This window comes from Pseudorhodoplanes sp., from assembly GCF_050250235.1.
Lineage (GTDB): Bacteria > Pseudomonadota > Alphaproteobacteria > Rhizobiales > Xanthobacteraceae > Pseudorhodoplanes.
Window position 1 is genome coordinate 1 of the sequence record NZ_JBFWPA010000031.1, and the last position, 22,126, is coordinate 22,126.

Genomic DNA, 22,126 nt, shown 5'->3' on the forward strand with positions numbered 1-22,126 from the left:
GATTGCAGGGCGACAAGACGCGACAGCTTCTCGATGACCAGGAGTCGATCGGCAGCCAGCAGTGCAGGGACGATCCTTTCTGGAATGAACAGATCGGCCAATTGGATGTGCGACATTTCCGGTTTTCCTTGAGATCTCCCATCTTGATGACCTGAGTACCGGCGCGATTCTGGCAGCGTTCGTTTAGGCGCGGGAACTGGCTAGACGCGAAGCGATATCGGTCCGAGTCAATTGCGTGCCATCATCTCCGTCGATTGCCACTACGACGGTTCCTCGCTGTGCGACGCGCTCTGCCCAAACCAGAGCTTCCGTCAATTGCGAGAATTCTCGCAAAGGCCAGCGCTCCTTTTCCAAAGGACCAGGAATGCCGCATCCTTGCGTGCCGAAATACGCTCTGTACATTTCTTTCTCCTCCAGTGCTTCTGCGTGCTGCTGTACTCACGTCGCTCTGGACCGTCTTGATCGAAGGCCGAAAGCCGTTTGGGTCGTAGAACCACACGAACGTTAGCCAGAGCGCCAAAGCCACGAAAGTTTCCATCATCGAACTGCTCCTATGCCGCATGCCCGGGAACCTCGGCTCGCAACAAGCCGAGTAAGTGCAATAGTTTGTATCGAGATGAGTTGAATAAGGCCCGGCCGGCACGAGGCCGTCCGGGCTACTTGCTGGCGTGCAGCAGACCCGCATGAAGCCGTAAACGTTGGGCCTTAGTATTCATACGATCAATGTAGTGGCGCCCTCGAAAAAATCAATGTGGTTGGTGAAGCGCCATATGCCCAAACGAGATTGCGGCCGCATTGCTTGCGCTATTCGATGAAGTCTGCGTCTGCGTTGACGTCAATGATAGCCGACGTCGCCGCGCACCCTGCCGCGGAACACCCAGTAGGACCACGCGGTGTACATCAGGATCACCGGCAGCAGGAATAGCGTGCCAATCAATAAGAAGGCCTGCGTGCTTCCTGACGAGGAAGCCTGCCACAGCGTGTAATGGAAAGGCACGACCATCGGCCAGAGGCTGATTGCGATGCCGATAAATGATATCGAGAACAAACCGACCGCGCCCAGAAATGGCGTCAATTCGTGCTGTCGCGTCAACGCAAACCACTCGCCGGCAGCGATCAGTGCGGTTATGACCGGAACAGGCGCGAGAAAAGCGATATTAGGCCACGCGAACCAGCGCGATGCGATATCGGCATTGCTGATCGGAGTCCAGATGCTCACGGCGACGACCGCGACGAGAACCGCGATTAAACATAGTCGTCCAGCGCGCCGCGCCCATTGCTGCAATTCGCCTTCGGTCTTGAGAATCAGCCAGCCGGCGCCGAGTAGACTGTAGCCAAACATCAGCGCAACGCCGGTCAGCATCGCGAACGGCGTCACCCAATCGAAGGATGTGCCAGAGAAGTGGCGGCCATCTACCTCGAACCCCTGAATGAAAGTGCCAAGCACGATGCCCTGGGCGAAGGTTGCGGTCGCCGCTCCGCCGCAGAAAGCGCGGTCCCAGAACCGCCGAACTCCGGTGTGTCTGAACCGAAACTCGAAGGCGACTCCCCGGAAAACGAGCGCCAGCAGCATAATCAGGATCGGAAAGTAGACCGCCGGAATGATGATCGCGAAGGCGAGCGGAAAAGCCGCAAGCAAGCCAAGCCCTCCGAACACCAGCCATGTGGCGTTGCCATTCCAGATCGGCGCAATTGAATTCATGATGATCGCACGGGATTCTTCGTCGGGCGCAAATCCGTATAGAATACCGACGCCGAGATCGAAGCCATCGAAGACGACATAATGAAACACAGCCAGGGCGAGGAGGACGGTCCAGACCGGTACGAGATCGAGCGCCATCACATCCCCCCGATCAGGAATCCGAAGCAGTGCGTGCCGCGTTCTCGAAAGGACGGCTGGCCAGACCACTCTCTACCCGATCGCTCGCAGCGTCCGGTTGCGGCCCACGGCGCACCAATCCAGCCATGAAAGCCACGCCGGTTGGAAACATGATCAGATAGACGACGACGTAGAAAGCGAGAGACAGCGCCACGTCCGTTCCGGTAAGTGAAGGCGAAACGGAATCGACCGTGCGCATCAAGCCATACACGGTCCAAGGCTGACGGCCGACTTCGGTTACGGTCCAACCCGCGATGACCGCGATAAAGCCGAGCGGGGCTGCCCATGGACATAACCGCAAGAACCAATCCGACTCCCAAAGTCGCCCACGAAGTTGCAGAATCTGACCAGCAACCGCAATGAACAACATGATGAACCCGATGCCCACCATGAGCCGAAACGCGAAGAACGGCAGCGCAACGGGCGGACGCTCGTCCGCCGGCCATTCCTTGAGTCCTTTGACCGCACCGGTCCATGAGTGGGTCAGTATCAGACTTCCGAGATTTGGGATTTCAACCGGGTAACGCATGATCGCTGCTTCGTCATCGGGAATGCCAAACAACGTCAGTGGCATTGGTTTCGCCGTGTCGTATAGGCCCTCCATGGCCGCGAGCTTGGCCGGCTGATGTTCGAGCGTATTGAGCCCATGCAGATCGCCAATCAAAATCTGTAGCGGGACAAGGATGATCAGAAGATTGAGAGCCATTCGGATCATCATACGGGAATCCTCGACCGTACGATTGCGTCGCAACAACCATGCCCCGACGCCCATCACCACGAACGCTGTGGTGATGTAGAATGCCGTGACGTTGTGCAACAGACGAAGGGGGAATGATGGATTGAAGACAATGGCGAACCAATCCACGGGCACGAAACGCCCATCGACGACCTTGTAGCCTTGAGGCGTCTGCATCCACGAGTTCGTGGACAGAATCCAAAATGATGATAACAGCGTACCGAATGCGACCATGACGGCGGCGAAAAAATGCGCCCATGTTGGCACCAGCCGCCGTCCGAATAACAACACGCCCAGGAAGGTGGCTTCCAGGAAGAACGCCATCAGTCCTTCGTAAGCCATCATCGGGGAAAGCACGTCCGCCGTAGCATCCGTAAATCGGCTCCAGTTCGTGCCGAACTGGAACGGCATAATGATTCCGGAAACGACACCCATTCCGAAGGAAACGGCAAAAATCTTGGTCCAGAAACCGGAGATGCGAAACCACATTTCACGGCCGGTAAAGAAATAAAGTCCCTCAAGAACGGCGATATAGGAAGCAAGCCCGACCGTGAAGGCTGGCAGCAGAATGTGCCATGCGATGACCCAAGCCCATTGAAGTCGCGAGAGGAGAACCGCGTCGAGCGTCATAAGGCCTCCGATGAGTCACCTCATTGTAACGATATGCTAGGGCACAGTGCGCAACAATGCGCAATGCTGTGACAATGAACTCGGTAAATGCAACATCTGCCAAAAGCGAGCCGCCACTCTTCCGTGCGAGATTTGACCATCTCCGCGATGCGTCCTTTTGGCCGCGGCCGAACTGAACGCTGCACACGAGAAACGTCCACTAGCGGTTCGCACCGCTGTCCTGCTATCGGCCATCGCTAGAGCGTCCACGGATGTCACTTGGATCGAGCTGATGGAGCGTCCAGATGCCACCGAGGAGGCTCTCCTCCCGAGCGAGTTTAGCTCGGCAAGGCCACGGCGCGGCGCAACTGCAGAGCCGCAGGCGCGCCAAGAATAACCTCCTGGGCCTACCACCCGTCGCCATTGCTCTCTCGGAAGTCCCGACCGATGATCGTCGCAGCTCGAGACGGTAGGGGACCGCAATGCAAAAGCAGAAAAAGACACCCGAGAAGCGCGACAAGCGGGAGCTTGACCAAGAGTTGGACCGGCAGCTGGAGCAGACCTTTCCGGCGAGCGATCCACCCAAGATCACGCGCAGCGTGCCAGCCAGCCAAACCACGCCGAAGTCGCAAACAGGCGACGAATAACAGCGGAGGGGCTGGACGGTCATGGGCCTGTCTCGGCAAGCTTCACGGCTTTGCAGCAACGCTGAACGCGGGCCCCACGGGTCGGCTCTTCCCGAACGAAATGTCAAATCGGAACCCTGCCCGAATCAACTTTGCCGATAAATCGATCGCCTGGTCGCCATCAGCTTAGCGACCAAAGCGAGTCACACAGGAGCTTGCATGCCAGAAATCTGTACGACACACTCTGGCAGTGATCCTGCGGTTATTGCTGTCGAGATCGCAGCTCGGTATGTCCCCGACATCGTCGATGTTCTGAATGCGCTACCGCCCGAGCCTCTGGCGTCCTTGCGCATCTTCCCTATGAAATAGTCGTTGAAGTCTTCGATGCTCCGCATTTGGAAGCCGCGGCCGAATTAGTTCAGCGGCTGCCTATTGAGCAGGGCTCGGCCGTGCTCCGCGACATGTCCAGCGATCGCGCGGCTCATATTTTGAGAACGGTCGAGGAGCCAGCGCGCTCGCGACTGCTCAGCCGTCTCGATCGGGGAACCGAAACATCCCTACGGCAGCTGCTCTCTTATCCACCGGACACGGCGGGGAGCTTGATGACAACCGAGTTCGTCTCCGTCCCGGCCCCATGGACGGTGGGCGCCACGCTCCAGCACATCCGCGAGGTCGAGCGCACTCGCGAGAGCGTCTACGCCATCTGTATCCTCGATCCGACAAGCCGAAAGCTTGTGCGGACAGCAAGCTTACGAGACCTGATAAGCGGCGAGCCGAATGCCTCGATCGTTTCCGTTTCTCCGGACCGAGCCCCTGTCGTTGTTTCCCCCCTCGCGGATCGGGAACACGTCGCTCGGCTTATCACGAAGTACGACCTCCTCGCCGTCCCGGTGGTCGATGAGTCAGGCCAGGTGCTTGGCATCGTGACTGTCGACGATATCATCGACGCTATGATCGAGGAGAGCACGGAGGACGTGCAGAAATTTGGAGGAATGGAGGCGCTCGAACGGCGCTACATGGATATTGGCTTCTTTGAGATGATCAAAAAGAGAGGCGGCTGGCTTGCCGCCCTGTTCATGGGCGAGATGCTGACAGCGAGCGCGATGCAGCACTTCGAGGCCGACATCGCCAATGCGGTTGTCCTGACCCTGTTCATTCCGCTGATCATGAGCTCCGGCGGGAACTCGGGGTCCCAAGCAACCTCGCTCGTCATCCGCGCGCTCGCTTTGCAGGAGGTGCGGCCGGCGCAGTGGTGGCGCGTCGCCTTGCGGGAGCTGCCGACCGGTATCACGCTCGGCGCCATTCTTGCTCTGATCGGCATGAGCCGTATCGCGCTCTGGCAAGTCGCCGGGTTCTATGACTACGGCGAGCACTGGCGGCTCGTTGCATTGACCGTGGGCACGGCTCTCGTCGGGATCGTGACATTTGGCTCGCTCGCTGGATCGATGCTGCCTTTCGCCCTGAAAGCCATGAATTTCGATCCAGCCAGCGCGTCGGCACCGTTTGTGGCTACCCTAGTAGATGTGTCAGGGATCGTAATCTATTTCAGCATCGCGCTTCTATTCCTGTCCGGAACGCTGCTGTAAGCGAGGCGTGTGACCTACCGGTGTCAAAATAGCCGTATCCCGTTGCTTTGGGAATGTGTTGAGAGGAGTTGCATCCGATGCGCGATCTGCACCCGAGTTTTCGAAGAGAGAGCTTGGTTGAGGACTGCCCACGATTGAAAATTCTTTAGGCATCTCGACTGGCGTTTCCATTATAGAGGGTCGAGGATTTTATGAGCGTCACGACCGAAGCAATTTGGAACCCGCAAGCCAACAATCCTTATTACCGGATCTCCGAACTAATTTTACCTGCTTCGGCGTCGACGGGACTGCGGCGATTCGGATTTAAGACAACCTTCCTCCCGCACACGACGGGTCGGCTCCTGATAAAGACCCAGGTCCGAAGCCGACATACTGAGATTATTGCAGGCAGCCCAATCGAAGTTGAGCGTGGCACCGAGAGCGAGATTGTGAATGCGACGGACCGCGAACTCATATTTACCGTACTGGAATTTAAGTGAAACTGGCGTGTCAGGGGAGAGCGGACGGCCGAATTTTTAACCTACCAAGTGGTCCCGCAGGCCCATGATGGTCTGGGCCGCATGGCCGTCTGCACCTGAAAACCGGATGATCTTCAGCGGGGTGCCAACTCGTGATGGGATCCTCGTCTCATTCGGCTCACTACTCTCCTAACAGGGTCGCCACGATCCGAAGGGTGGCGATCTGTGGCTCCTCGGCACTCATCGCCTCATTTGCGCGAGCGCGCTCGAACCGGCGACTTACGACAGCTTGCTTGCCGGTGAGCTCGCACAAATGGTGTTCACCGATCCTCCTTATAACGTCCCGATCGCCGGACATGTCGGAGGCTCGGGCGCGATTCAGCACCCGGAGTTCCTCATGGTATCCGGTGAGATGTCTACGGAACAGTTCACCGGTTTCCTGAGTACGGCGACTCGGCTTCTAGCTGAGCACAGCGCCGATGAATCGGTTCACTTTGTCTGCATGGATTTCCGGCACATGCAGGAGATCCTGACCGCCGGCCGTGCCGCCTACACCGAGCTCAAGAATCTGATCGTTTGGGCTAAGGACGTCGGCGGCATGGGCACATTCTATCGCTCGCGTCACGAGTTGATCTTCGCCTTCAAGAACGGCACCGCGCCGCACATCAACAATTTCGAGTCGGGGCAGCACGGCAGGTATCGGACGAATCTTTGGGAATACCGTGGCGTCAACAGCTTCGATGTCGAGGAGTGTCGCATCGTAGCGATACCCCAAAACAGGGCAGTGCAACGAAGCTTCGACCAGCATGTAGTCACCGAAACTATCGATGCTGTCGAGCGGCGCGACTTCCGGATTCTGTATCCTTGCGTGCCGCCCTTCGTCGAAGTCGACTCTCCAGGCTTTTGGTCGAGAGCATGTGTCACCTCATCGTTCGAGTGAAAGAAGAGGCTGGGCTCGCGCCCTGATCTTGCTCGCGTGAAACCCATGCCACACATGCCTTGCCTTGACGCGCCACTACCGCAGCCATGCTGTCGCTGCGGTAGTCCACGTCACCGGCCTTAGGTCGTGTCTACGGTTTCAGGAGCGCCGCAAAGCGGCGCAGGATGCGCGCGATCAGTCCGGACTCGAAGGCCCGGAGCAGAGCGCCTTCCATAAAGCGATCCTGACGAATCTCGGCGGTGAGGAGGCGCGCGAGCTGACGCTCGCTTGCAAGCGCCAGAGCGCTTTCGTCATCGCGCAGGCGTTTTGCTTCCGCCGATTGCGCCCACTTCGGCCAATTGAAATCAGACAGCACCCATCCGTTCTTCTCGGCAGCCACGAGGAACTCGTTCACGGCCCCGCTATAAGCGATACTAGGGCATCGTCAGGACCCGGGGGCCTGCATCACGGGGTCGTATGATCTCTCCAGCCTTGAAGTCCGGCTTTTCGAAGATCGGAAGAAAGCGGACGAAGCTCTCAAGTCTTTGCTTTGACATATGCCGCGCCGATAACAAGCCGCTGCAATCGGACTAGGTCTTGGGCGCGCCTCGTGCTGCCCATGGTGCTTATCCCTTGGCTTCCGCCGTGATGCCAGCCACCGCGTCGTCAGCGTCTTGATAAATGAGATCATCGGATGCGGTGATTGGGGGCGATCACCTTCACGCGCGGCACGAACGTTGTCTGAACTTGTCCATAGCCGCCAGCATCCAAGCGTGCTGCTTCGACCCACTGGCTTTCGTCGATCGGACCGGTACCCTCTTGCATAAGAGGAGGCCGGGACGCTTGCGACCCGACAGCCGTTTCCAGACCATCTTCAAAAGCGGAGCCACCGCACCCAAAGCTGCGACTGGAAATAGGATCGAACCGGCTTCTTCACATGAACTAGCAGATCAGGCAGCATATTTCTGGATTACACTGGGCTGCTTTGACCATCGCGCATACCAAGCCTCGAACAATTTCAATTGCGCTTCAGCGTAACCGCGCTGGCTTTCGGTAAGGGCGTCGGTCTCATTAAAATGCAGTTGGTATTCGGGATTCCCCTTCAGCACCATCATGTATTTGAAGAAGAGAACTAAGTCCGGCCCTTCGTCGAAGGAGGACAAAATGGCGAGTGCTGCTTCCAATTCTAGCGCGTGTTGACGAGCTTCGACATCGCCTTTTGCGGCCGCCTGGCTCAGGGTAAAAAGGTGCAGTACTTCTTTTGGTAAGACGCAACCGATACCCGTGATGGCGCCCGTTGCTCCACAGTTGACGACGCCGTGGACGACGCAGGTATCCACTCCGATCATAAGCGAAACATCGTCATCGCGGCTGGTAATGTTCTCGGCCGCATAACGCATATCCGCAGCGCCACCGAATTCTTTAAAACCGACAAGATTGGGATGCTCGGCGCGTAAGGCGAAGAACAGATCCGCGCGTGTTGCGAAGCCATAGTATGGACTGTTGTATATCACAGCCGGCAAATCGGGCGCAGCGGAAAGGATGGCCTTGAAGTGGTTCTTCTGTGCGGCAATGACGCTACCACGCGACAGCACACGAGGGATGACCATCAGGCCCCGCGCGCCGACCTTCTGAGCATGCGCGGCATGTGCGACGGCTGAAGCCGTGTTGACCGCGCCCGTCCCGACGACGAGCGGAACGCCGGCTTTGACCAGGCGCTCGACACCCTCCATGCGTTGCGTATCAGTAAGCAGGGGCCAGTCGCCCATAGAGCCGCAATAGACAGCGGCGGACATGCCCGCGGCGATCAGTTCCTTTCCCTTGCGCACGAGCGCGTCAAAATCAGGTTTGCGGTCTTCAGTGCAAGGAGTCATCAAAGCTGGCATGCAGCCTGAGAAAACCTGTGCGCGCATCGTATTCTCCTTGAAGACAGACTGACCGTCGGAATGTCGGCCAGTAGATTGCCGGGCTAAGAACTTGACGCTCCCGACAGTCGCGGGCCGTGAAGCGTCGGCGCTTCATATATCCGCCAACTGACCGGAATGCTTTCTGTGCGACAGAAGCATTGGAACCGTGTTCAACGAGATCCTCAAGATCCCCAAACATCTTTGTATATTCGCATCCAGTTTCCGCCTAGCACCTTCTTGACGTCCGATTCGGAGAAATCGCGCTCGAGCATGCGGACAGTGAGGTTGTGAAGCGTGCGCGGCGTCTCGATCCCCGCTGGATAGTAATGCGGCGGCGGCGGATAGGCATCGTCACGCCAGCGGCCGTTCGTGATCGAATAATTATAGTAGGTTTGGGCCTCTTCAAGCGTGCACGCTTGGTCCATGCTTGGATAGTAGTCGATCCCAAGACCAGTATGATCGATGCCGACGAGATCGGCAATATACGCGATATGGTCGATGAACTGATCGATCGTTGGGCGCGTGCCGTCGGCGACAAATGCCGGAAAGCCGACCGTCCCGACCAGGCCTCCGCTCGCCGCGATCGCCTTGATCTGATCGTCCTTGATGTTGCGTGCGTTATTGTGGACGGCTCGACAATTGGCGTGTGAGATCACAACGGGCCGCGTTGACGCTTCGATGGCATCCATCGTGGTGCGATATCCGGTGTGGGAGCAGTCGACGATGACCCGTGCCGCATTGCACTGGCGCACGAAATCCAGGCCGAAATAGCTCAGTCCGGCATCTGTCCGCTCCTGGGCGCCGTCGCCGATGCGATTTTTGAGATTGTAGCAGAGCTGGATGATGCCGACGCCCATGCCTTTCCAGGCGAAAACGAGGTCAAGGTCATCCTCGATCGGACCGGTGCCTTGAAAGTGCAGAATGATGCCCGTCTTCTTCTCGGCCTTGGCCTGTTCGATGTCCGATGCCCGTTTCACAAGGACGAGATCGTCGCGCTCATCGATGAAACGCATCCAGCCGCCGAGCCCTTTGAGTGTCTCGCCGGCAGGCTGCGCGATTCCGACGGTCGGAGCGACCGCAGTCGCGCCGCCTTCCTGATACCAGCCGATGAACGGCTTCTTTTGCAGGAGCGGACAGACTGCGTCGATTATAATCGCCTCTCGATGAATCCGTTCTACGTCTTTGGTCATCTCTGCAATCTTTCGTGCATTGGTTTCAGGATATTGCTCTAAGAAGTGTACAGGTGGCATTCCACCGCTCCCGATTTGTCGCGCACCGCCGGCGGGCGCACCGATGAGCAGATGTCGAGGCGCGATTTGCATCTCGGATGCAGGCTGCATCCATCCGGCGGATGTCTTGGGTCGGGAAATTCATCGGCGAGCGGCGTTTCCGGCAGCCCGAGGTCGACATCCGCCGTCAGCACCGCCGCTAGGAGAGCTTGGGTATATGGATGGCGGGGCGATTGGAATAGAAAGTCGGCCGGGCCTTCTTCGACAATCCGGCCGAAATACATGACGGCGGCTCGCGTCGCCAGTGCTTCGACCACCGCGAGATTGTGACTGATTATTAGATAAGTGAGGCCGTACTCGTCGCGTAGATCCACCAGCAAATTCAGGATCTGCGATTGAACGGAGACATCCAACGCGCTTGTTGGCTCATCCAAGATAAGAACCGAAGGCTTGATGATCAGCGCGCGCGCGATCGCGACGCGTTGGCGCTGGCCGCCTGAAAGCTGATTTGGATATGCACCTAGAACGCGTTTCGGCAATCCCACGCGTTCCAGCATTGCAACAGCCAAGTCATGTTGCGTCGCGTGATTTACGACGCCATGGACGCGCAACGGCAAGGTCACGATGTCCGCGATGCGTTGGCGTGGATTTAACGACGAATACGGGTCTTGGAAGACGGGTTGGATTTTTCGCGAGATTTCTTTTGCCGAGATGGTTTCGAGCGGCATTCCGTCGACGAAGACCTCGCCCGATGTCGGCTTTAGAAGGCCGAGCAGGAGCTTTGCAATGGTGCTCTTGCCGCAACCCGACTCGCCGACAAGGCCGAGAACCTCGCCGCTTCGGAGTGCCAATGAGACGTCATTGACGGCCGTAATAGATTGGGCCTTGCGAAAGAGGCCTCTTCGGCTTTCGAAGCGTTTCGTTACGGAGTGAAGCTCGAGCACGGGCGCATCGGAGACGGTCATGCGCAACGGCTTCGCGTTAGATGGCCGGGCTCCAGCAGGCAGCGATATGCGTGCCCGGAAGAATCCGAGCGCTCATCGATCTCCCCTTGAGCGCAAACAGGCATCGTGTAGCTGCATCGATTGCGAAAGCTGCATCCATCGAGTGTGCCGATCAGCGTCGGAACACGCCCCGGGATGGTGCCCAAACGCTGGCCGCCGCGGACGGCAATCGGCGTTGGCAGGCAATCGAGGAGACCGCGAGTATAAGGATGCGATGACTGCGTCAGAATGCGACGGGCCGTGCCGGCTTCGACGACCTGCCCGCCATACATGACGAGGACGCGATCCGCGATCCGGCTGACCAGCCCGAGATCGTGGGTAATCAACAACAGTGTCAGCCCAAACTCTTTGCGCAAATCCGCCAATAGGCGCAACACTTGCGCTTGGATCGTGACGTCCAGCGCGGTCGTCGGTTCGTCAGCGACAAGAAACGATGGATTGCACATCAATGCCATGGCGATCATGACGCGCTGGCGAAGGCCACCCGAGAGCTCGTGCGGATATTGAAGCAACCTCGATGCGGCGCCTGAAATACCGACTCGATCCAGCAAAAAGATGGCGCGCTTTCTGGCTTCGTCCCGCCCTTTTGTGATGTGGCGCTCATGGACCTCACAGAGCTGTTCGCCGATCGTCAGCGCGGGATTGAGCGATGTCATCGGCTCTTGAAAAATCATCGACATGCGGCGGCCGCTCAGCCGGGATCGTTCTCTGATCGGCATTGCGATGAGATCGTGTTCCTCAAAGCTCATTCGCGCCGCTGTGATTTTCGCCTTGTGCGGTAGTAACCCCATCAGCGCGAGTGAAGTCAGCGACTTGCCGCAGCCCGATTCTCCGACGATACACACCGTTTCTCCCGCCGCGATGTCGAAGCTGACATTGCGCACGGCGTGTAGGATGCCTGCGGCCGTCGGGATATCGACACAAAGATTCTCGACCTTGAGCAGGGCCATCGGCGCCTCTCAAGCCCGAGAATCGGGAGCGAGAACATCGCGAAGTCCGTCGCCGACGAGATTGATGGCGAGGACCAGCATGAAGAGAAACGCTCCTGGAATCGTGATGAGCCAAGGATCGAAAAGAATCTGTTCGCGCCCTTCGGAAACCATCAGACCCCATGAGGGTAGAGGGGGCTGCACCCCGAGCCCGAGGAATGAGAGCGCTGCCTCAAGGATGATGGCGTGCGCCATTTCCAGCGTGGCAATGACAATAAGATTGTTGAGCACGTTGGGGAGGACTTCTGCGGCAAGGATGCGGAGCGTCGAGCATCCCTGGATCTTGGCGGCCTGCACGTAATCCAACTCACGGATCTGCTGCACACTCGCGCGCATAACGATCGCGTACCGATCCCAGAGCAGCAAGCCCAAGATGATGATAAGCGTCTTGACCGAGCTTCCATATAAAGCTGCGATTGCGAGCGCGACGAGAATGACGGGCACGGCCAGCCGCGCGGTAATCAGGAAGGTAATCACCAAATCGACGTAGCCGCCGAAATAGCCAGCCGAGACGCCAAGTGCGACTCCAATGACCGCGGCTATGCACGCGACCGATATGCCGATGACGAGCGAGATGCGTGCGCCATAGATGATGCGGCTGAAATAATCGCGCCCAAGATGGTCGGTACCGAAAATATGCTTCCAAGAGCCGCCTTCCATCCAAAAAGGAGGAACGAATCGGGCATCCAGGTTTTGGGCGAAGGGATCGTGCGGCACGATCAAGTTTGCAAACAGCGCCATGATCACGACGACACCGAGAATGGCGAGGCCGATCATGAGGCCGACATGTCGGATGGACTGACGAAACAGGACTGTTCGCGGAGGTGGACCGGAGACCTCGTCTATCGTCCGATAGTCAAGCTGTGTGCTCATCCAAGCCTCATGCGCGGATTGAGCCAGGCGTTCAGCAGATCGGCGAGCAGTGTGAGCAGGACGTAGGTCATGGAGAAGACGAGGATGACCGCCTGCATGGTGGGAATGTCGCCGCGCATGATCGACTCCCACGCCAGACGCCCCGCGCCTTGAATGGCGAAAACCGATTCCACGACCACCGATCCCGCGAGCATGAACCCGAATTGTGCCGCGGTGAGGCTGATGACCGGCACGATTGCGTTGCGCAAAGCATGTTTGAAGACAATTTGCGCTGAACTCAGACCTTTCGAGCGTGCCGTTCGAATATAGTCCGAGCCAAGCACGTCAATCATGTTTGAGCGCGTCAAGCGCATGATTGCCGGCATGGCGTAGTAACCGAGCACGATGGTTGGAAGCACGAAGTGCCGCCATGTCTCCGAGCCCGATACGGGAAATATCGCGTAGGAGACGCTGAAGGTAGAAACCAGCATCAACGCAAACCAGAAACTCGGCATAGCTTGCCCGGCGACCGCAAGAAATAACGCGCATCGATCGACGAGGCTGTTCGGCCTTAGTGCGGCGGCGATGCCGAGAGGAATGGCGAGAACAAGCGCAAAGGTGATAGAGCATGCGCCCAGAAAGAACGTCACGGGTAGTCGTTGTTCAAGAACGGCCTCAACCGGGATTCTCAGGAAATAGCTCCAGCCAAAATTCCCCTGCAGCGCCCGCCAGAGCCAGTCGATGTATTGAATGACAATGGGACGATCAAACCCATAAAGGCGCCGCACATTGTCAATGTCGACCTGTGTCGCCGACGGGCCGAGAATCGCGGTCGCAGGATCTCCTGCCGCGTAGAGAAGGAAGAAACTCAGCGCGGAGACGAAGACGCCGACAGCCAGCGCCAACGCGATCCGTTTCACCGAGTAAACGAGCATCCGTCACGTATCTCCCGGGCGGGCCGACGTCTTCGATACCTCGGCCCGCCTTGAACCTAATTCCAAGTGGCGTTGAAAAAGCGGGCGATTTCGTCCGGCTGGATGGTCATATTGAGATCTTTGTTCATCGCGTAATTCACGTTGTACGTCCAAAGCGGGATGAAATAAGCCTGATCCGCGATGCGGCTGATGGCCTCTGCATAGTTGGCTTTGCGCTTGTCGCGATCGATCTCTTGGTCACCTTGCCGAATAAGAGAGACCACCTTCTCGTCCTTCACGAGGTCGACTTCGCTGCCGTTAAAGAACTCGCTGGTCATCATCGCTACGTCGGAGATGCCCCAGGATCCCCAAGCCATGAGCATGATCGGATAGTTCTTGCCGATCCAGCTCTCGCGTGCGGGCGCCCAGTGTTGCGCGGTCACTTCCATTTTGATGCCGACAGCGGCAAGGTCGGACATGATCGCCTCCTGAATGGAACGACCGGTCGTGACGTTGATGCCCACCATCGTCGGAAGCGTGAAGCCGTCTTTGTATCCGGCTTCGGCAAGCAGGGCGCGCGCTTTGGCTGGGTCGTAATTATATTTGGTTACGTCGGTTTTGCAGCCGAACTGAACCGGATTGCACGGCGAATCGATAACCTGCGATCCGCTGCCCACGAAGGTTTGCATGATCTTTTCGCGGTTGATCGCATGCATGATTGCGCGACGCACCCGGACGTCTTTGAGAGGAGACTCCTTCTGGAGGTTCACGAGCATGTAAACAATGCGCAGAATGGGCACATTGTTGACCACGACTCCTTGGCGTCCCTTCATGCGGCTCGCCACGTCGGGTGGAAAGCCCCAGATGAAGTCCGCCCCACCCGTGAGCATTTCCGTCAACTGCGTATTCATCTCCGTCATGAGACGGATGTCGATCGTTCCAATGGCGTTGCCTTTCGGGCTGCCCTTGTAGTGATCGGCGAAGCGCTTTAGCGTCCAATGTGTCCCTGGATCAGCGGATTCAAGACGATACGGGCCGGTGCCGATAGGACGCACAGCCATTCCCGCTGATCCTACCTTCTCGTAGTACGCCTTCGGGTAGATCGGGAGAAATCCAGCAAGCCACTCGAGGGCAACTGGACTCGCCTTTTTCATGTGCAGACGCACGTGCGTGTCATCGAGCTTCTCGGCGTGATCGATCCACTGCACCGCGATCTGATAAAGCGCGCCAAAATTTGGATCGGAGACCTTATTGAGTGTGTAGACGACGTCATCGGCGGTCATCGTATCGCCGTTGTGGAACTTCACACCCTGTCGGATGACGAAGTCGATCGTCTTTCCATCGACAATCTTGTAGCTCTCGGCCAGCGCCGGGACGAATTCGCCTGTCTTCGCGTCCTTGTAGATGAGCGTGTCGAACAGGTGGTGCGACATGATGATGTTCATGCGCTCCGCACCCTTATAATAGTCGAGCGATGATGTCGGCTCAGAAGTGAGCACGCGAAGCGTGTCTTTCGACTTTTGCGCCCATGAAGGCCCAGCAAGTAGTGCAGCCGACGTAGCCAAAACCGCCGTCAACGCGGCGGTACGCATCGTCGCCTTAATCGCAAGCCTCATAGCCCTCTCCCAAACGCTCCGGTGCTTGCTGCAGCAACAGCCAGCACGACCTTCTTCCGACCCCGAAAGCAAACGTGCCATATTTCCATCGCGCGTACAATATGTCTTAATACGAAGAAATTTTCAAAGATGGAAAATCGCGCTTACGATCGAAGGAGCGTCACTTGCAACGAAATTCTCATGGGTCGAGACGAAAGAGACCGCAGAGCAAAAAGGCCTCGGAGAGCAGAGTTCGGCGATCGCCGCGCAATTTGGCGGGGGCTCACGCGCCGAATGGATCGCGCAATTGGTTTGGCAGCCACATTCGATCGCTGCGGGTCAGCAAGAAACTCGCGCTCCGGGAAATGGCCGACCGGACGGGCTTTTCGGTGTCGAGCCTATCGAAAATGGAAAATGGGCATCTGGCGGTCACGTTTGACAAGATGGTGATGATCGCTGATGCGCTCGACGTCGAACTTTCCCATTTGCTGTCACGCGCCGATGCGGCGCCGAACGGCCGTCGCTCCGTTACACGAAAAGGGAAGGGGGAAGTCTATCGAACCGGCCAATACGACTATGAAATGCTTTGCACCGATCTCGCGAAGAAGCGGATCATACCACTGGTGACAAAGATCGGGTTGCGCGACCTGGAGGAGTTTGGGCCGCTCGTACGCCATGACGGAGAGGAGTTCGTCTATGTGCTCGAGGGACACATCGAACTGCACACCGAGTTCTACGAACCGGTCACGTTGAATCCTGGTGATGGAGCTTATTTCGACAGCAGCATGGGGCATGCAATGACATGCCGCGGTGGCAATGGCCGCGTCCTGTGGATCTCAACAAGGCCTGGTCGCGACGGACGCGGCCCTCCGCGGCACGGCGAGTTCGATGCCTCGCAGGAAGCCGCAGCTCCACCCCGCATCGCAAGTGCGCAGCGCCGAGTGCGCGGGCGCCGAAAACTCCACGAGACATCCGCGACCTAGCGAGTGCAGCAATTCCGCCGAGTGTGCGATCGATGTCGGAGAAAACAATGTCGGCAAGAGTTACGAGCGCGAAGAGACTTGCGAGCGCGTGGATCGATCGCAATCGGAATACGATCACCGAGCTCAATGACTGCCTTTTTTCATACGGCGAGCCTTCCCTCGAAGAATACGAATCCGCTTCCCTTCTGACAAAGATCCTGGAGCGGGCTGGGTTTGCCGTAATCCCTTGTTTGTCCGGCTTCGAGACGGCCTTCATGGCGTCTTGGGGAGAAGGAGAGGGGCCGGTCGCAGCCCTGCATGCGGAATACGACGCGACGCCAAGTGGGTCCCAACGATCTGGCGTCGCGAAGCATGTTCCGATCGTAGCGGGTGCTCCAGGACATGCCGAAGGGCATTGTGCCAACGCGACCGTTATGGTTGCGGCGGCCCTTACTGCGAAGCACGCGATGCGCAGGCTCGGTATTCCCGGTAGACTGAAGCTTTTCGGTGCGCCTGGAGAGGAACTGGTCGTCAGCCGCCCGTATTTTGTCCGTGATGGTTATTTCGACGACGTCGATCTCGCCTTCCACAATCACATCCGCGACGCCTTCTACACCGAAGTTGGACAGACGCAGATCTCACTCATCTCGGCAGAATTCACCTTTTCTGGCGAGACGTCGCATGCCGGTCTGACGCCTTGGCTCGGCCGCGATGCACTGGATGCCGTCGTTCTGATGGACGTTGGGATGGCTCAGCATCGAGAGCATATGCAGCCGGAGATGCGCGCTCATCGCGTCATCACCAACGGCGGCAGTCAGCCAAACGTCATCACGGAGAAGGCGGCCGTGTGGTGGTACTTCCGCGGAGTTTCGGCGCGCGAAACACGAGCCTTATTCGAGCGCGCGAAGGAAATTGCCGACGGCGCGGCGCTGATGACGCGCACGACACTCGCCGTCGACATAAAGAGCGCCGTCTGGCCGACACGCTGCAACCGCGCCTTGGCCCATGTTCTGGATCGCAACATGCGAGGCGTCGGCATGCCGGTCTGGACCGAGGACGAGATCGCGTTCGCGCGCGAACTGCAGCAAGCGGCGGGCGTAAGGGTGGACGGTCTGCGAACAGAGCTTTCTCCCATGCGTGGGCCGGACGAACCGGAAATGTCGTCCAACGATTGCGGCGACATCTCCTGGAAGGTCCCGATGGGCCGATTGTGGTTCCCCGGCAGCGTTCCCAACATTCATTTCCATCACTGGAGCGGCGGCGCAATGCTTGCTGGCTCCATCGCGCACAAGGGAATTCTAGCTGCAGCGAAGGTGCTGACCTGTAGCATTCTGGACTGTATCGGCGATGCTGATTTGCGCGCCGAAATTCGCCGGACGTTCGCCGAGGAAATTGGGAGCGAACAATATGCTCCGATGATAACGCTCGGTCAGAAACCGTCGGCTCGCCCGCACCAAAGCCTGATGGAGCATTTCCGACCTCTCATGCGCCCGCATTTCCGAATGATGACGTCCGAATTCGAAAACGATTTCGGCACGCCACGCGTTCGGTGAAACTAAAGCTCATCCTCCAACATCAGGAGACGGGATATGCCGACGGCTGAAGAAGTCCATAAGAATGCGATCGTGATCGATGCGACGGCACCGTTGCTGCAGCAGCGAAAATATGTGGACCTCTACGCAAAAGGGGGCGTGACTTGTGTCGCGCCTACCGTCGGCGGCAAAGAGTTTTCCGGAGCGGCCACCAAAAATCTCGGCCAATGGATTCGCTTTATCAAGGGCCGGCCAGACCTGATCCATGTGCGAAGCGCCGCCGATATTGAGCGGGCAAAAGCGGAAGGAAAGCTTGGCATTCTTTTCCACTTCCAAGGCACCCAGCCCTTCGAACTAGATCTTGATCTCGTCGATGCTTATCAGGCGCTCGGTCTGCGCATGGCCATGCTTTGCTATAATATACGGGACTTTGTCGGCGACGGATGCGAGGAAGAAAGCAACGCGGGATTAAGCCGTTTCGGCCGCCGGCTGGTCGAGCGGTTGAATGAGAATCGCATTGTTGTCGATGTGACTCACACAGGTTATCGGACGACGATGGACACTATGGAAGTGTCGAAATACCCCGTCGTTTTTTCCCACTCGAATCCGCGTCACCTCTTGGATACCAACCGCAACATCCTCGACGAGCAGGCAAAGGCTGCGGCAAAAACAGGCGGGCTGGTCGGCCTCACGCTGGTCCCCTACTTCATTGTTCGCGGCCGCCGCCCAACTTTGGATGATTTCGTCAATCACATTGAGCATTTCGCGAATGTCGCGGGGATTGATCACGTCGGCATCGGTCTGGATTTCTGGTGGGGGCAGCAGCCGTTCTCGTCCGACGAAGAGGCGGATGCCAACTGGCAGCGATCTGTCGATGCCGGGATTTGGGATCCGAAGAACTATCCGAAGCCGCCGCATCATTACCCCAAGGGGCTTTACACGCCGGCGGAGATGGGCGGCCTGACCGCGGCGCTTTTGCGGCGAGGTTTCAGCGTCGAGGATACTGAAAAAATTCTCGGACGTAATTGGCTTCGCGTTTTTAGGGCAGTCTGGGGAAGGTAGGTTGCTATTTCGTACCGAAAGATCGGATGCCAGCGCTCGAAAGATGCCGGAAGGTGAGGGCCGTTCCTTGATGAGGTGGGGTCACTCGCGAAACCGGCGGAGCGGAAGTCGGCTCGTCGCCGCTTTCATGGGTGCGGGGGTAGCTCCAAGCGCGTCCGTCGACCATCACGCCCCAAAACTGGCCCTGCACTCGTCGGCTACTTGTCCATCATCTCCGCTGGCACGGCCGATGTGGTTATCGTCGGCGTCCTGATCGAAACGATCATCGGACGTCGCTATCGAGGGAGATCTCACCGTCACGCGCGGCACAAACACCGTCTTGAACTTGTCCATGGTAGCCAATATTGTGCTGCTGCGGCCACTGGCTCTCGTCGGTCGAATCGGTGTCCTCCTTGTACCAAGAATGCGGGCGCGTTTGCGCTCCGGGAGCCGCCTCCAGACCAGGGCGTGGCCGAGCTCCCGTTCGATCTTCGCCCGTTGCTGGTGGAGCACGTCGAACAGCGCTTTCTCGGGATCGTCGCCGATATAAAGCTCAACGGTCCGATCGAAAATCGGAGCAGCGGCTCGCGGGTCGAGCGTGGCATGGCTGCGAAGTATGCGGCGAACGCGCTCCAGTAAGCCTCCCGTACGTGATGGCGGCCTGGTCGTATTCTCTTCACTCACTGCGCGTGCTGCCGCGCGGACCCGCTTCGTCCAAACATTGGGGCCGGCGACGATATTGAACCGCGGTGCCGGCGGGGAACCAGGGTGGTGAAATTGCTGTTCTCGGTGGGCCAGCCTCGCGCACGAACGTGCGTGAAGCTGCCCAAACCGCTGACATCGTCCACTTCCCATCGTCCAAGTGAGGCTATTTTCCTCAACCGTCACGGCACATCGCTTCAGTGCCGAGCCAAGTCCAGGCAATGGTGCCGCACAGCGGCAAGAAGAGCAGATAATGGTGAACAAATATCCTTATTTAGGATAACCGATTATAGGATCGATCCTCCTGGCCGATGGCGCCGCGCGCTCCCAGCCTTGATTTTTCCGGCGGGCTTGATTCAAAGGAACTCGAGTTTGCGTCCCATCTTCGCGATGGGATCATGGCCTCGGTCGGGCGCAGCTTTTGAACGACATCAAGTCCGGCTCCATCGACCTCATGGTCGTTTACAAGGTCGATCGTTTGACCCGGTCGCTCGCCGACTTCGCCAAAGTCGATGGACGCGGCGACTGCTCGGGGTGAAGGAACTCGTTCCTCTCCACTGACGGTTGATATCCCCACTTCCGAAACTCACCGTTTTCGCGCCCGTTATCTCTCCCATTACCTTGTCTTGAGGTGCGCCCCAACACGCATCTGATTGGCTCTTCGTCCATCGCGCCTGGATGCCGAGCGTACCTTCAAAATCTCGTCCATGAAATGTCAGTCAGCGGGCTTGCCGGCTTGGTGCTACCGAAGTAATCAAGGCCGGAAAGAGCTCTGCTGTTGAACAGACAACGCGGCTTAAATATTTCGCATGTTGATCGTCGACAGATAATCAACGCACTCGTCGACGGTTCGCACATCGCCAAGCTTGGCGTTGATGTCGAACAGGTTGTACTGCACGGCAGCAGGAATGCGGTCTCCGACACATTCTTTCACGGCAACGGGACGGAATCCGTTGGCGAGCGCATCCTGCACGGTGGCGCGGACGCAGCATGAGGCGGTTACGCCGGTGATCAGTACCGTATCGACGCCGATGGATGTCAGGTAATTGTGGAGGTCGGTTCCCGCGAAGCCGCTGGCGTTCTTCTTGATGATCACGCGCTCGCCGTCGATCGGCGCGATCCGCGAATCGATCTTCCATAGTTCGTTGTCGTCGCTCTGCTTCATCTCCAGCAGCGGGCTTTTCGCGGGCCATATTCCGAGATCGGAGTTGGGATCCTTCGGGTTTGTGTTTTGGTACGCGGTCGTCACATGGATGACCGGATGGCCGTTGGCGCGGGCCGCCTTCTGCAGGCGTTGTACGCCGGGAATGATCTCTTCATTCATCTTGCGCTGGTCGCAAGTGAAAACATTGCCGGGCCGCGTCCACGCATTCGCCAAATCGATGGTGACCACCGCCGGTCGGCGGCCAAATCCGAACTGGCCAGCGAATCCGCGTTCAGTGTAAAGCTGCATCGCGGCGCTGAACGCTTTTTCCAGAGCGGCCTCGACCTCGCTCCAGTCCTGGGTCATGGGATCAACGGACATCCATCACTCCTGTCTTGCGCGACCGCGCGCTCGCTATTGGATGCTGGCAAGTTAGGCAACCGGTGCGGTCAAGTCCAATACCGATCCGTCACGAATTGATCGTGCATTGTCATCAATCCAGGACGGAGGCGTGATCGGTGTGAGGAGCGGTGTTCACGCCGCAGTCTCAGCATTGAAGCCGTGGATGAAGTCCACAAGCAGAGGAAGCGACGGATTACTGTTGGCCTTCTTCCAGGCAACGAAGATTTCAGCCCGCTCCGGCGTGCCGTGGAGATCTACGAACTTCACGCCTTTTCGCGGCACGTTCCGGGCGGACTGAGGATAGATGGTGACGCCGAGCCCCGCCGCGACGAATCCGAAGATAGCTTCCCGCAGATGGACCTCTTGCACGATCTTCGGTTGGAAGTCTTCTTGAGCGCACATCCTCATAATTTGTTCGATCAATGGCCGCCATTTGTCACGGAGCCCAACCACGAATGGCTCATCGGCGAGGTCCTTCATGCCAATCCGCTTTCGCCCGGCAAGTCGATGCCCTTCCGGCAGCACCACAACAAATCCGTCACGCAGGAACAGCTCGCTTTCAATATCCTCCGCGTCAAATGGGCCGTGAAGGAACCCGATGTCCAGATCGCCGGCGAGCAGCATCGTCCGCTGCAGGTCCGTCCATAGATAAACGAGGTCGATTGCGACATCGGGATAGGACGCGCAAAATTTGGAGATCAGCGCGGGGAGTTGTCCAATAATGGCGACGTCCATATAGCCGACGGTCAGGTGTCCGCGCACGCCCGCGGCGGCGCGCCGCGTATCTTTGATGGCATCGTCGACCTTGCGCAGGATGTCGGTGGCACTGCGCAGAAGCTCTTTGCCTCCCGGAGCGATTTCCACGCGTCTGCTGCTGCGCAGCAGGAGCGGCACGCCAACCGCAGCTTCCAGGTTTGTAATGAGCTTGCTGACCGCAGATTGCGACGTATTGAGCCGCTCCGCGGCGCGGCGAAAGTGGCGCTCCTCGGCAACCGCGATGAAGGCACGAAGATGTTTGAGCTCGATCATGAGGGCATTCA

19 protein-coding genes and 2 pseudogenes are annotated in these 22,126 nt (G+C 58.0%); 8 read left to right on the forward strand and 13 right to left on the reverse strand.

The genetic code is table 11. From position 1 onward, the window contains the following. Positions 1-835: 835 nt before the first annotated feature. Both cydB and AB7F49_RS15485 read right to left on the reverse strand, forming a co-directional pair. On the reverse strand, positions 836-1,840 hold the full coding sequence (gene cydB / locus AB7F49_RS15480; protein WP_428523837.1) for a cytochrome d ubiquinol oxidase subunit II: 1,005 nt from the start codon (positions 1,838-1,840) through the stop codon (positions 836-838). A 13-nt stretch (positions 1,841-1,853) separates the two neighbouring features. Continuing rightward, a complete protein-coding gene (locus tag AB7F49_RS15485) occupies positions 1,854-3,245 on the reverse strand; it encodes a cytochrome ubiquinol oxidase subunit I (RefSeq protein ID WP_428523839.1) in 1,392 nt (463 codons plus the stop codon). Positions 3,246-3,706: 461 nt separating this feature from the next. Between AB7F49_RS15485 and AB7F49_RS15490 the strand changes: the two genes are divergently transcribed. The 4 genes and pseudogenes from AB7F49_RS15490 (at position 3,707) to AB7F49_RS15505 (ending at position 6,834) form a co-directional block, all read left to right on the forward strand. After that, complete coding sequence (locus tag AB7F49_RS15490) at positions 3,707-3,871, forward strand: hypothetical protein (protein WP_428523841.1); 165 nt, start codon at positions 3,707-3,709, stop codon at positions 3,869-3,871. A 198-nt stretch (positions 3,872-4,069) separates the two neighbouring features. Further along, positions 4,070-5,436 (forward strand): annotated as a pseudogene (gene mgtE, locus AB7F49_RS15495) (magnesium transporter). A 191-nt stretch (positions 5,437-5,627) separates the two neighbouring features. Further along, on the forward strand, positions 5,628-5,915 hold the full coding sequence (locus tag AB7F49_RS15500) for a hypothetical protein (RefSeq protein ID WP_428523843.1): 288 nt from the start codon (positions 5,628-5,630) through the stop codon (positions 5,913-5,915). 292 nt (positions 5,916-6,207) lie between these two features. After that, a complete protein-coding gene (locus AB7F49_RS15505; protein WP_428523845.1) occupies positions 6,208-6,834 on the forward strand; it encodes a hypothetical protein in 627 nt (208 codons plus the stop codon). 130 nt (positions 6,835-6,964) lie between these two features. Here AB7F49_RS15505 and AB7F49_RS15510 read toward each other — a convergent pair whose 3' ends face one another. The 8 genes from AB7F49_RS15510 to AB7F49_RS15545 form a co-directional block, all read right to left on the reverse strand. Further along, positions 6,965-7,246, reverse strand: coding sequence for a DUF6508 domain-containing protein (locus AB7F49_RS15510; protein ID WP_428523938.1), 282 nt, complete (start codon positions 7,244-7,246; stop codon positions 6,965-6,967). Positions 7,247-7,763: 517 nt separating this feature from the next. Continuing rightward, positions 7,764-8,726 (reverse strand): dihydrodipicolinate synthase family protein, encoded by a 963-nt coding sequence (locus AB7F49_RS15515; RefSeq protein ID WP_428523847.1) that lies wholly within the window; start codon positions 8,724-8,726, stop codon positions 7,764-7,766. A 176-nt stretch (positions 8,727-8,902) separates the two neighbouring features. Further along, entirely contained in the window at positions 8,903-9,910 is a 1,008-nt protein-coding gene (locus AB7F49_RS15520; RefSeq protein WP_428523849.1) for a membrane dipeptidase, read from the reverse strand. 38 nt (positions 9,911-9,948) lie between these two features. Continuing rightward, positions 9,949-10,914: an oligopeptide/dipeptide ABC transporter ATP-binding protein gene (locus AB7F49_RS15525; protein WP_428523851.1), complete on the reverse strand. Its 966-nt coding sequence runs from the start codon at positions 10,912-10,914 to the stop codon at positions 9,949-9,951. After that, positions 10,911-11,903, reverse strand: a complete 993-nt coding sequence (locus tag AB7F49_RS15530; protein WP_428523853.1) for an ABC transporter ATP-binding protein — start codon at positions 11,901-11,903, stop codon at positions 10,911-10,913. Before AB7F49_RS15530 ends, AB7F49_RS15525 begins: the two co-directional genes overlap by 4 nt. A 9-nt stretch (positions 11,904-11,912) precedes the next feature. Next, positions 11,913-12,719 (reverse strand): ABC transporter permease, encoded by an 807-nt coding sequence (locus AB7F49_RS15535; RefSeq protein ID WP_428523855.1) that lies wholly within the window; start codon positions 12,717-12,719, stop codon positions 11,913-11,915. Positions 12,720-12,811: 92 nt separating this feature from the next. Further along, positions 12,812-13,729, reverse strand: coding sequence for an ABC transporter permease (locus AB7F49_RS15540; RefSeq protein WP_428523857.1), 918 nt, complete (start codon positions 13,727-13,729; stop codon positions 12,812-12,814). A 56-nt stretch (positions 13,730-13,785) separates the two neighbouring features. Beyond that, positions 13,786-15,324 (reverse strand): ABC transporter substrate-binding protein, encoded by a 1,539-nt coding sequence (locus AB7F49_RS15545; protein WP_428523859.1) that lies wholly within the window; start codon positions 15,322-15,324, stop codon positions 13,786-13,788. A gap of 251 nt (positions 15,325-15,575) precedes the next feature. On the opposite strand from AB7F49_RS15545, the gene AB7F49_RS15550 reads away from it, so the two are divergent. Genes AB7F49_RS15550 through AB7F49_RS15560 form a run of 3 tightly spaced genes read left to right on the forward strand, consistent with a single transcriptional unit; the run spans position 15,576 to position 18,859 of the window. Beyond that, positions 15,576-16,286: a helix-turn-helix domain-containing protein gene (locus AB7F49_RS15550; RefSeq protein WP_428523861.1), complete on the forward strand. Its 711-nt coding sequence runs from the start codon at positions 15,576-15,578 to the stop codon at positions 16,284-16,286. A 47-nt stretch (positions 16,287-16,333) separates the two neighbouring features. Then, positions 16,334-17,818, forward strand: coding sequence for an amidohydrolase (locus AB7F49_RS15555; protein ID WP_428523863.1), 1,485 nt, complete (start codon positions 16,334-16,336; stop codon positions 17,816-17,818). A gap of 36 nt (positions 17,819-17,854) precedes the next feature. Then, positions 17,855-18,859 (forward strand): dipeptidase, encoded by a 1,005-nt coding sequence (locus tag AB7F49_RS15560; RefSeq protein WP_428523865.1) that lies wholly within the window; start codon positions 17,855-17,857, stop codon positions 18,857-18,859. 165 nt (positions 18,860-19,024) lie between these two features. Here AB7F49_RS15560 and AB7F49_RS15565 read toward each other — a convergent pair whose 3' ends face one another. Next, positions 19,025-19,522, reverse strand: coding sequence for a DUF4268 domain-containing protein (locus AB7F49_RS15565; RefSeq protein ID WP_428523867.1), 498 nt, complete (start codon positions 19,520-19,522; stop codon positions 19,025-19,027). A gap of 433 nt (positions 19,523-19,955) precedes the next feature. Here AB7F49_RS15565 and AB7F49_RS15570 point away from each other — a divergent pair. After that, positions 19,956-20,051, forward strand: a pseudogene (locus tag AB7F49_RS15570) (recombinase family protein); the annotation flags it as partial. Positions 20,052-20,336: 285 nt separating this feature from the next. Here AB7F49_RS15570 and AB7F49_RS15575 read toward each other — a convergent pair. Then, positions 20,337-21,065 (reverse strand): isochorismatase family protein, encoded by a 729-nt coding sequence (locus AB7F49_RS15575; RefSeq protein ID WP_428523869.1) that lies wholly within the window; start codon positions 21,063-21,065, stop codon positions 20,337-20,339. A 153-nt stretch (positions 21,066-21,218) separates the two neighbouring features. Then, positions 21,219-22,115: a LysR family transcriptional regulator gene (locus AB7F49_RS15580; RefSeq protein WP_428523871.1), complete on the reverse strand. Its 897-nt coding sequence runs from the start codon at positions 22,113-22,115 to the stop codon at positions 21,219-21,221. Between the last annotated feature and the right edge of the window lie 11 nt (positions 22,116-22,126).

Excerpts from the sequence above, each read along its gene's own strand:
- cydB (WP_428523837.1), bottom strand. The coding sequence starts at position 1,840 with ATGGCGCTCGATCTCGTACCGGTCTGGACCGTCCTCCTCGCCCTGGCT.
- AB7F49_RS15485 (WP_428523839.1), bottom strand. The coding sequence starts at position 3,245 with ATGACGCTCGACGCGGTTCTCCTCTCGCGACTTCAATGGGCTTGGGTC.
- AB7F49_RS15490 (WP_428523841.1), top strand. The coding sequence starts at position 3,707 with ATGCAAAAGCAGAAAAAGACACCCGAGAAGCGCGACAAGCGGGAGCTT.
- AB7F49_RS15500 (WP_428523843.1), top strand. The coding sequence starts at position 5,628 with ATGAGCGTCACGACCGAAGCAATTTGGAACCCGCAAGCCAACAATCCT.
- AB7F49_RS15505 (WP_428523845.1), top strand. The coding sequence starts at position 6,208 with ATGGTGTTCACCGATCCTCCTTATAACGTCCCGATCGCCGGACATGTC.
- AB7F49_RS15515 (WP_428523847.1), bottom strand. The coding sequence starts at position 8,726 with ATGCGCGCACAGGTTTTCTCAGGCTGCATGCCAGCTTTGATGACTCCT.
- AB7F49_RS15520 (WP_428523849.1), bottom strand. The coding sequence starts at position 9,910 with ATGACCAAAGACGTAGAACGGATTCATCGAGAGGCGATTATAATCGAC.
- AB7F49_RS15525 (WP_428523851.1), bottom strand. The coding sequence starts at position 10,914 with ATGACCGTCTCCGATGCGCCCGTGCTCGAGCTTCACTCCGTAACGAAA.
- AB7F49_RS15530 (WP_428523853.1), bottom strand. The coding sequence starts at position 11,903 with ATGGCCCTGCTCAAGGTCGAGAATCTTTGTGTCGATATCCCGACGGCC.
- AB7F49_RS15535 (WP_428523855.1), bottom strand. The coding sequence starts at position 12,719 with ATGATCGGCCTCGCCATTCTCGGTGTCGTCGTGATCATGGCGCTGTTT.
- AB7F49_RS15540 (WP_428523857.1), bottom strand. The coding sequence starts at position 13,729 with ATGCTCGTTTACTCGGTGAAACGGATCGCGTTGGCGCTGGCTGTCGGC.
- AB7F49_RS15545 (WP_428523859.1), bottom strand. The coding sequence starts at position 15,324 with ATGAGGCTTGCGATTAAGGCGACGATGCGTACCGCCGCGTTGACGGCG.
- AB7F49_RS15555 (WP_428523863.1), top strand. The coding sequence starts at position 16,334 with ATGTCGGCAAGAGTTACGAGCGCGAAGAGACTTGCGAGCGCGTGGATC.
- AB7F49_RS15560 (WP_428523865.1), top strand. The coding sequence starts at position 17,855 with ATGCCGACGGCTGAAGAAGTCCATAAGAATGCGATCGTGATCGATGCG.
- AB7F49_RS15575 (WP_428523869.1), bottom strand. The coding sequence starts at position 21,065 with ATGTCCGTTGATCCCATGACCCAGGACTGGAGCGAGGTCGAGGCCGCT.
- AB7F49_RS15580 (WP_428523871.1), bottom strand. The coding sequence starts at position 22,115 with ATGATCGAGCTCAAACATCTTCGTGCCTTCATCGCGGTTGCCGAGGAG.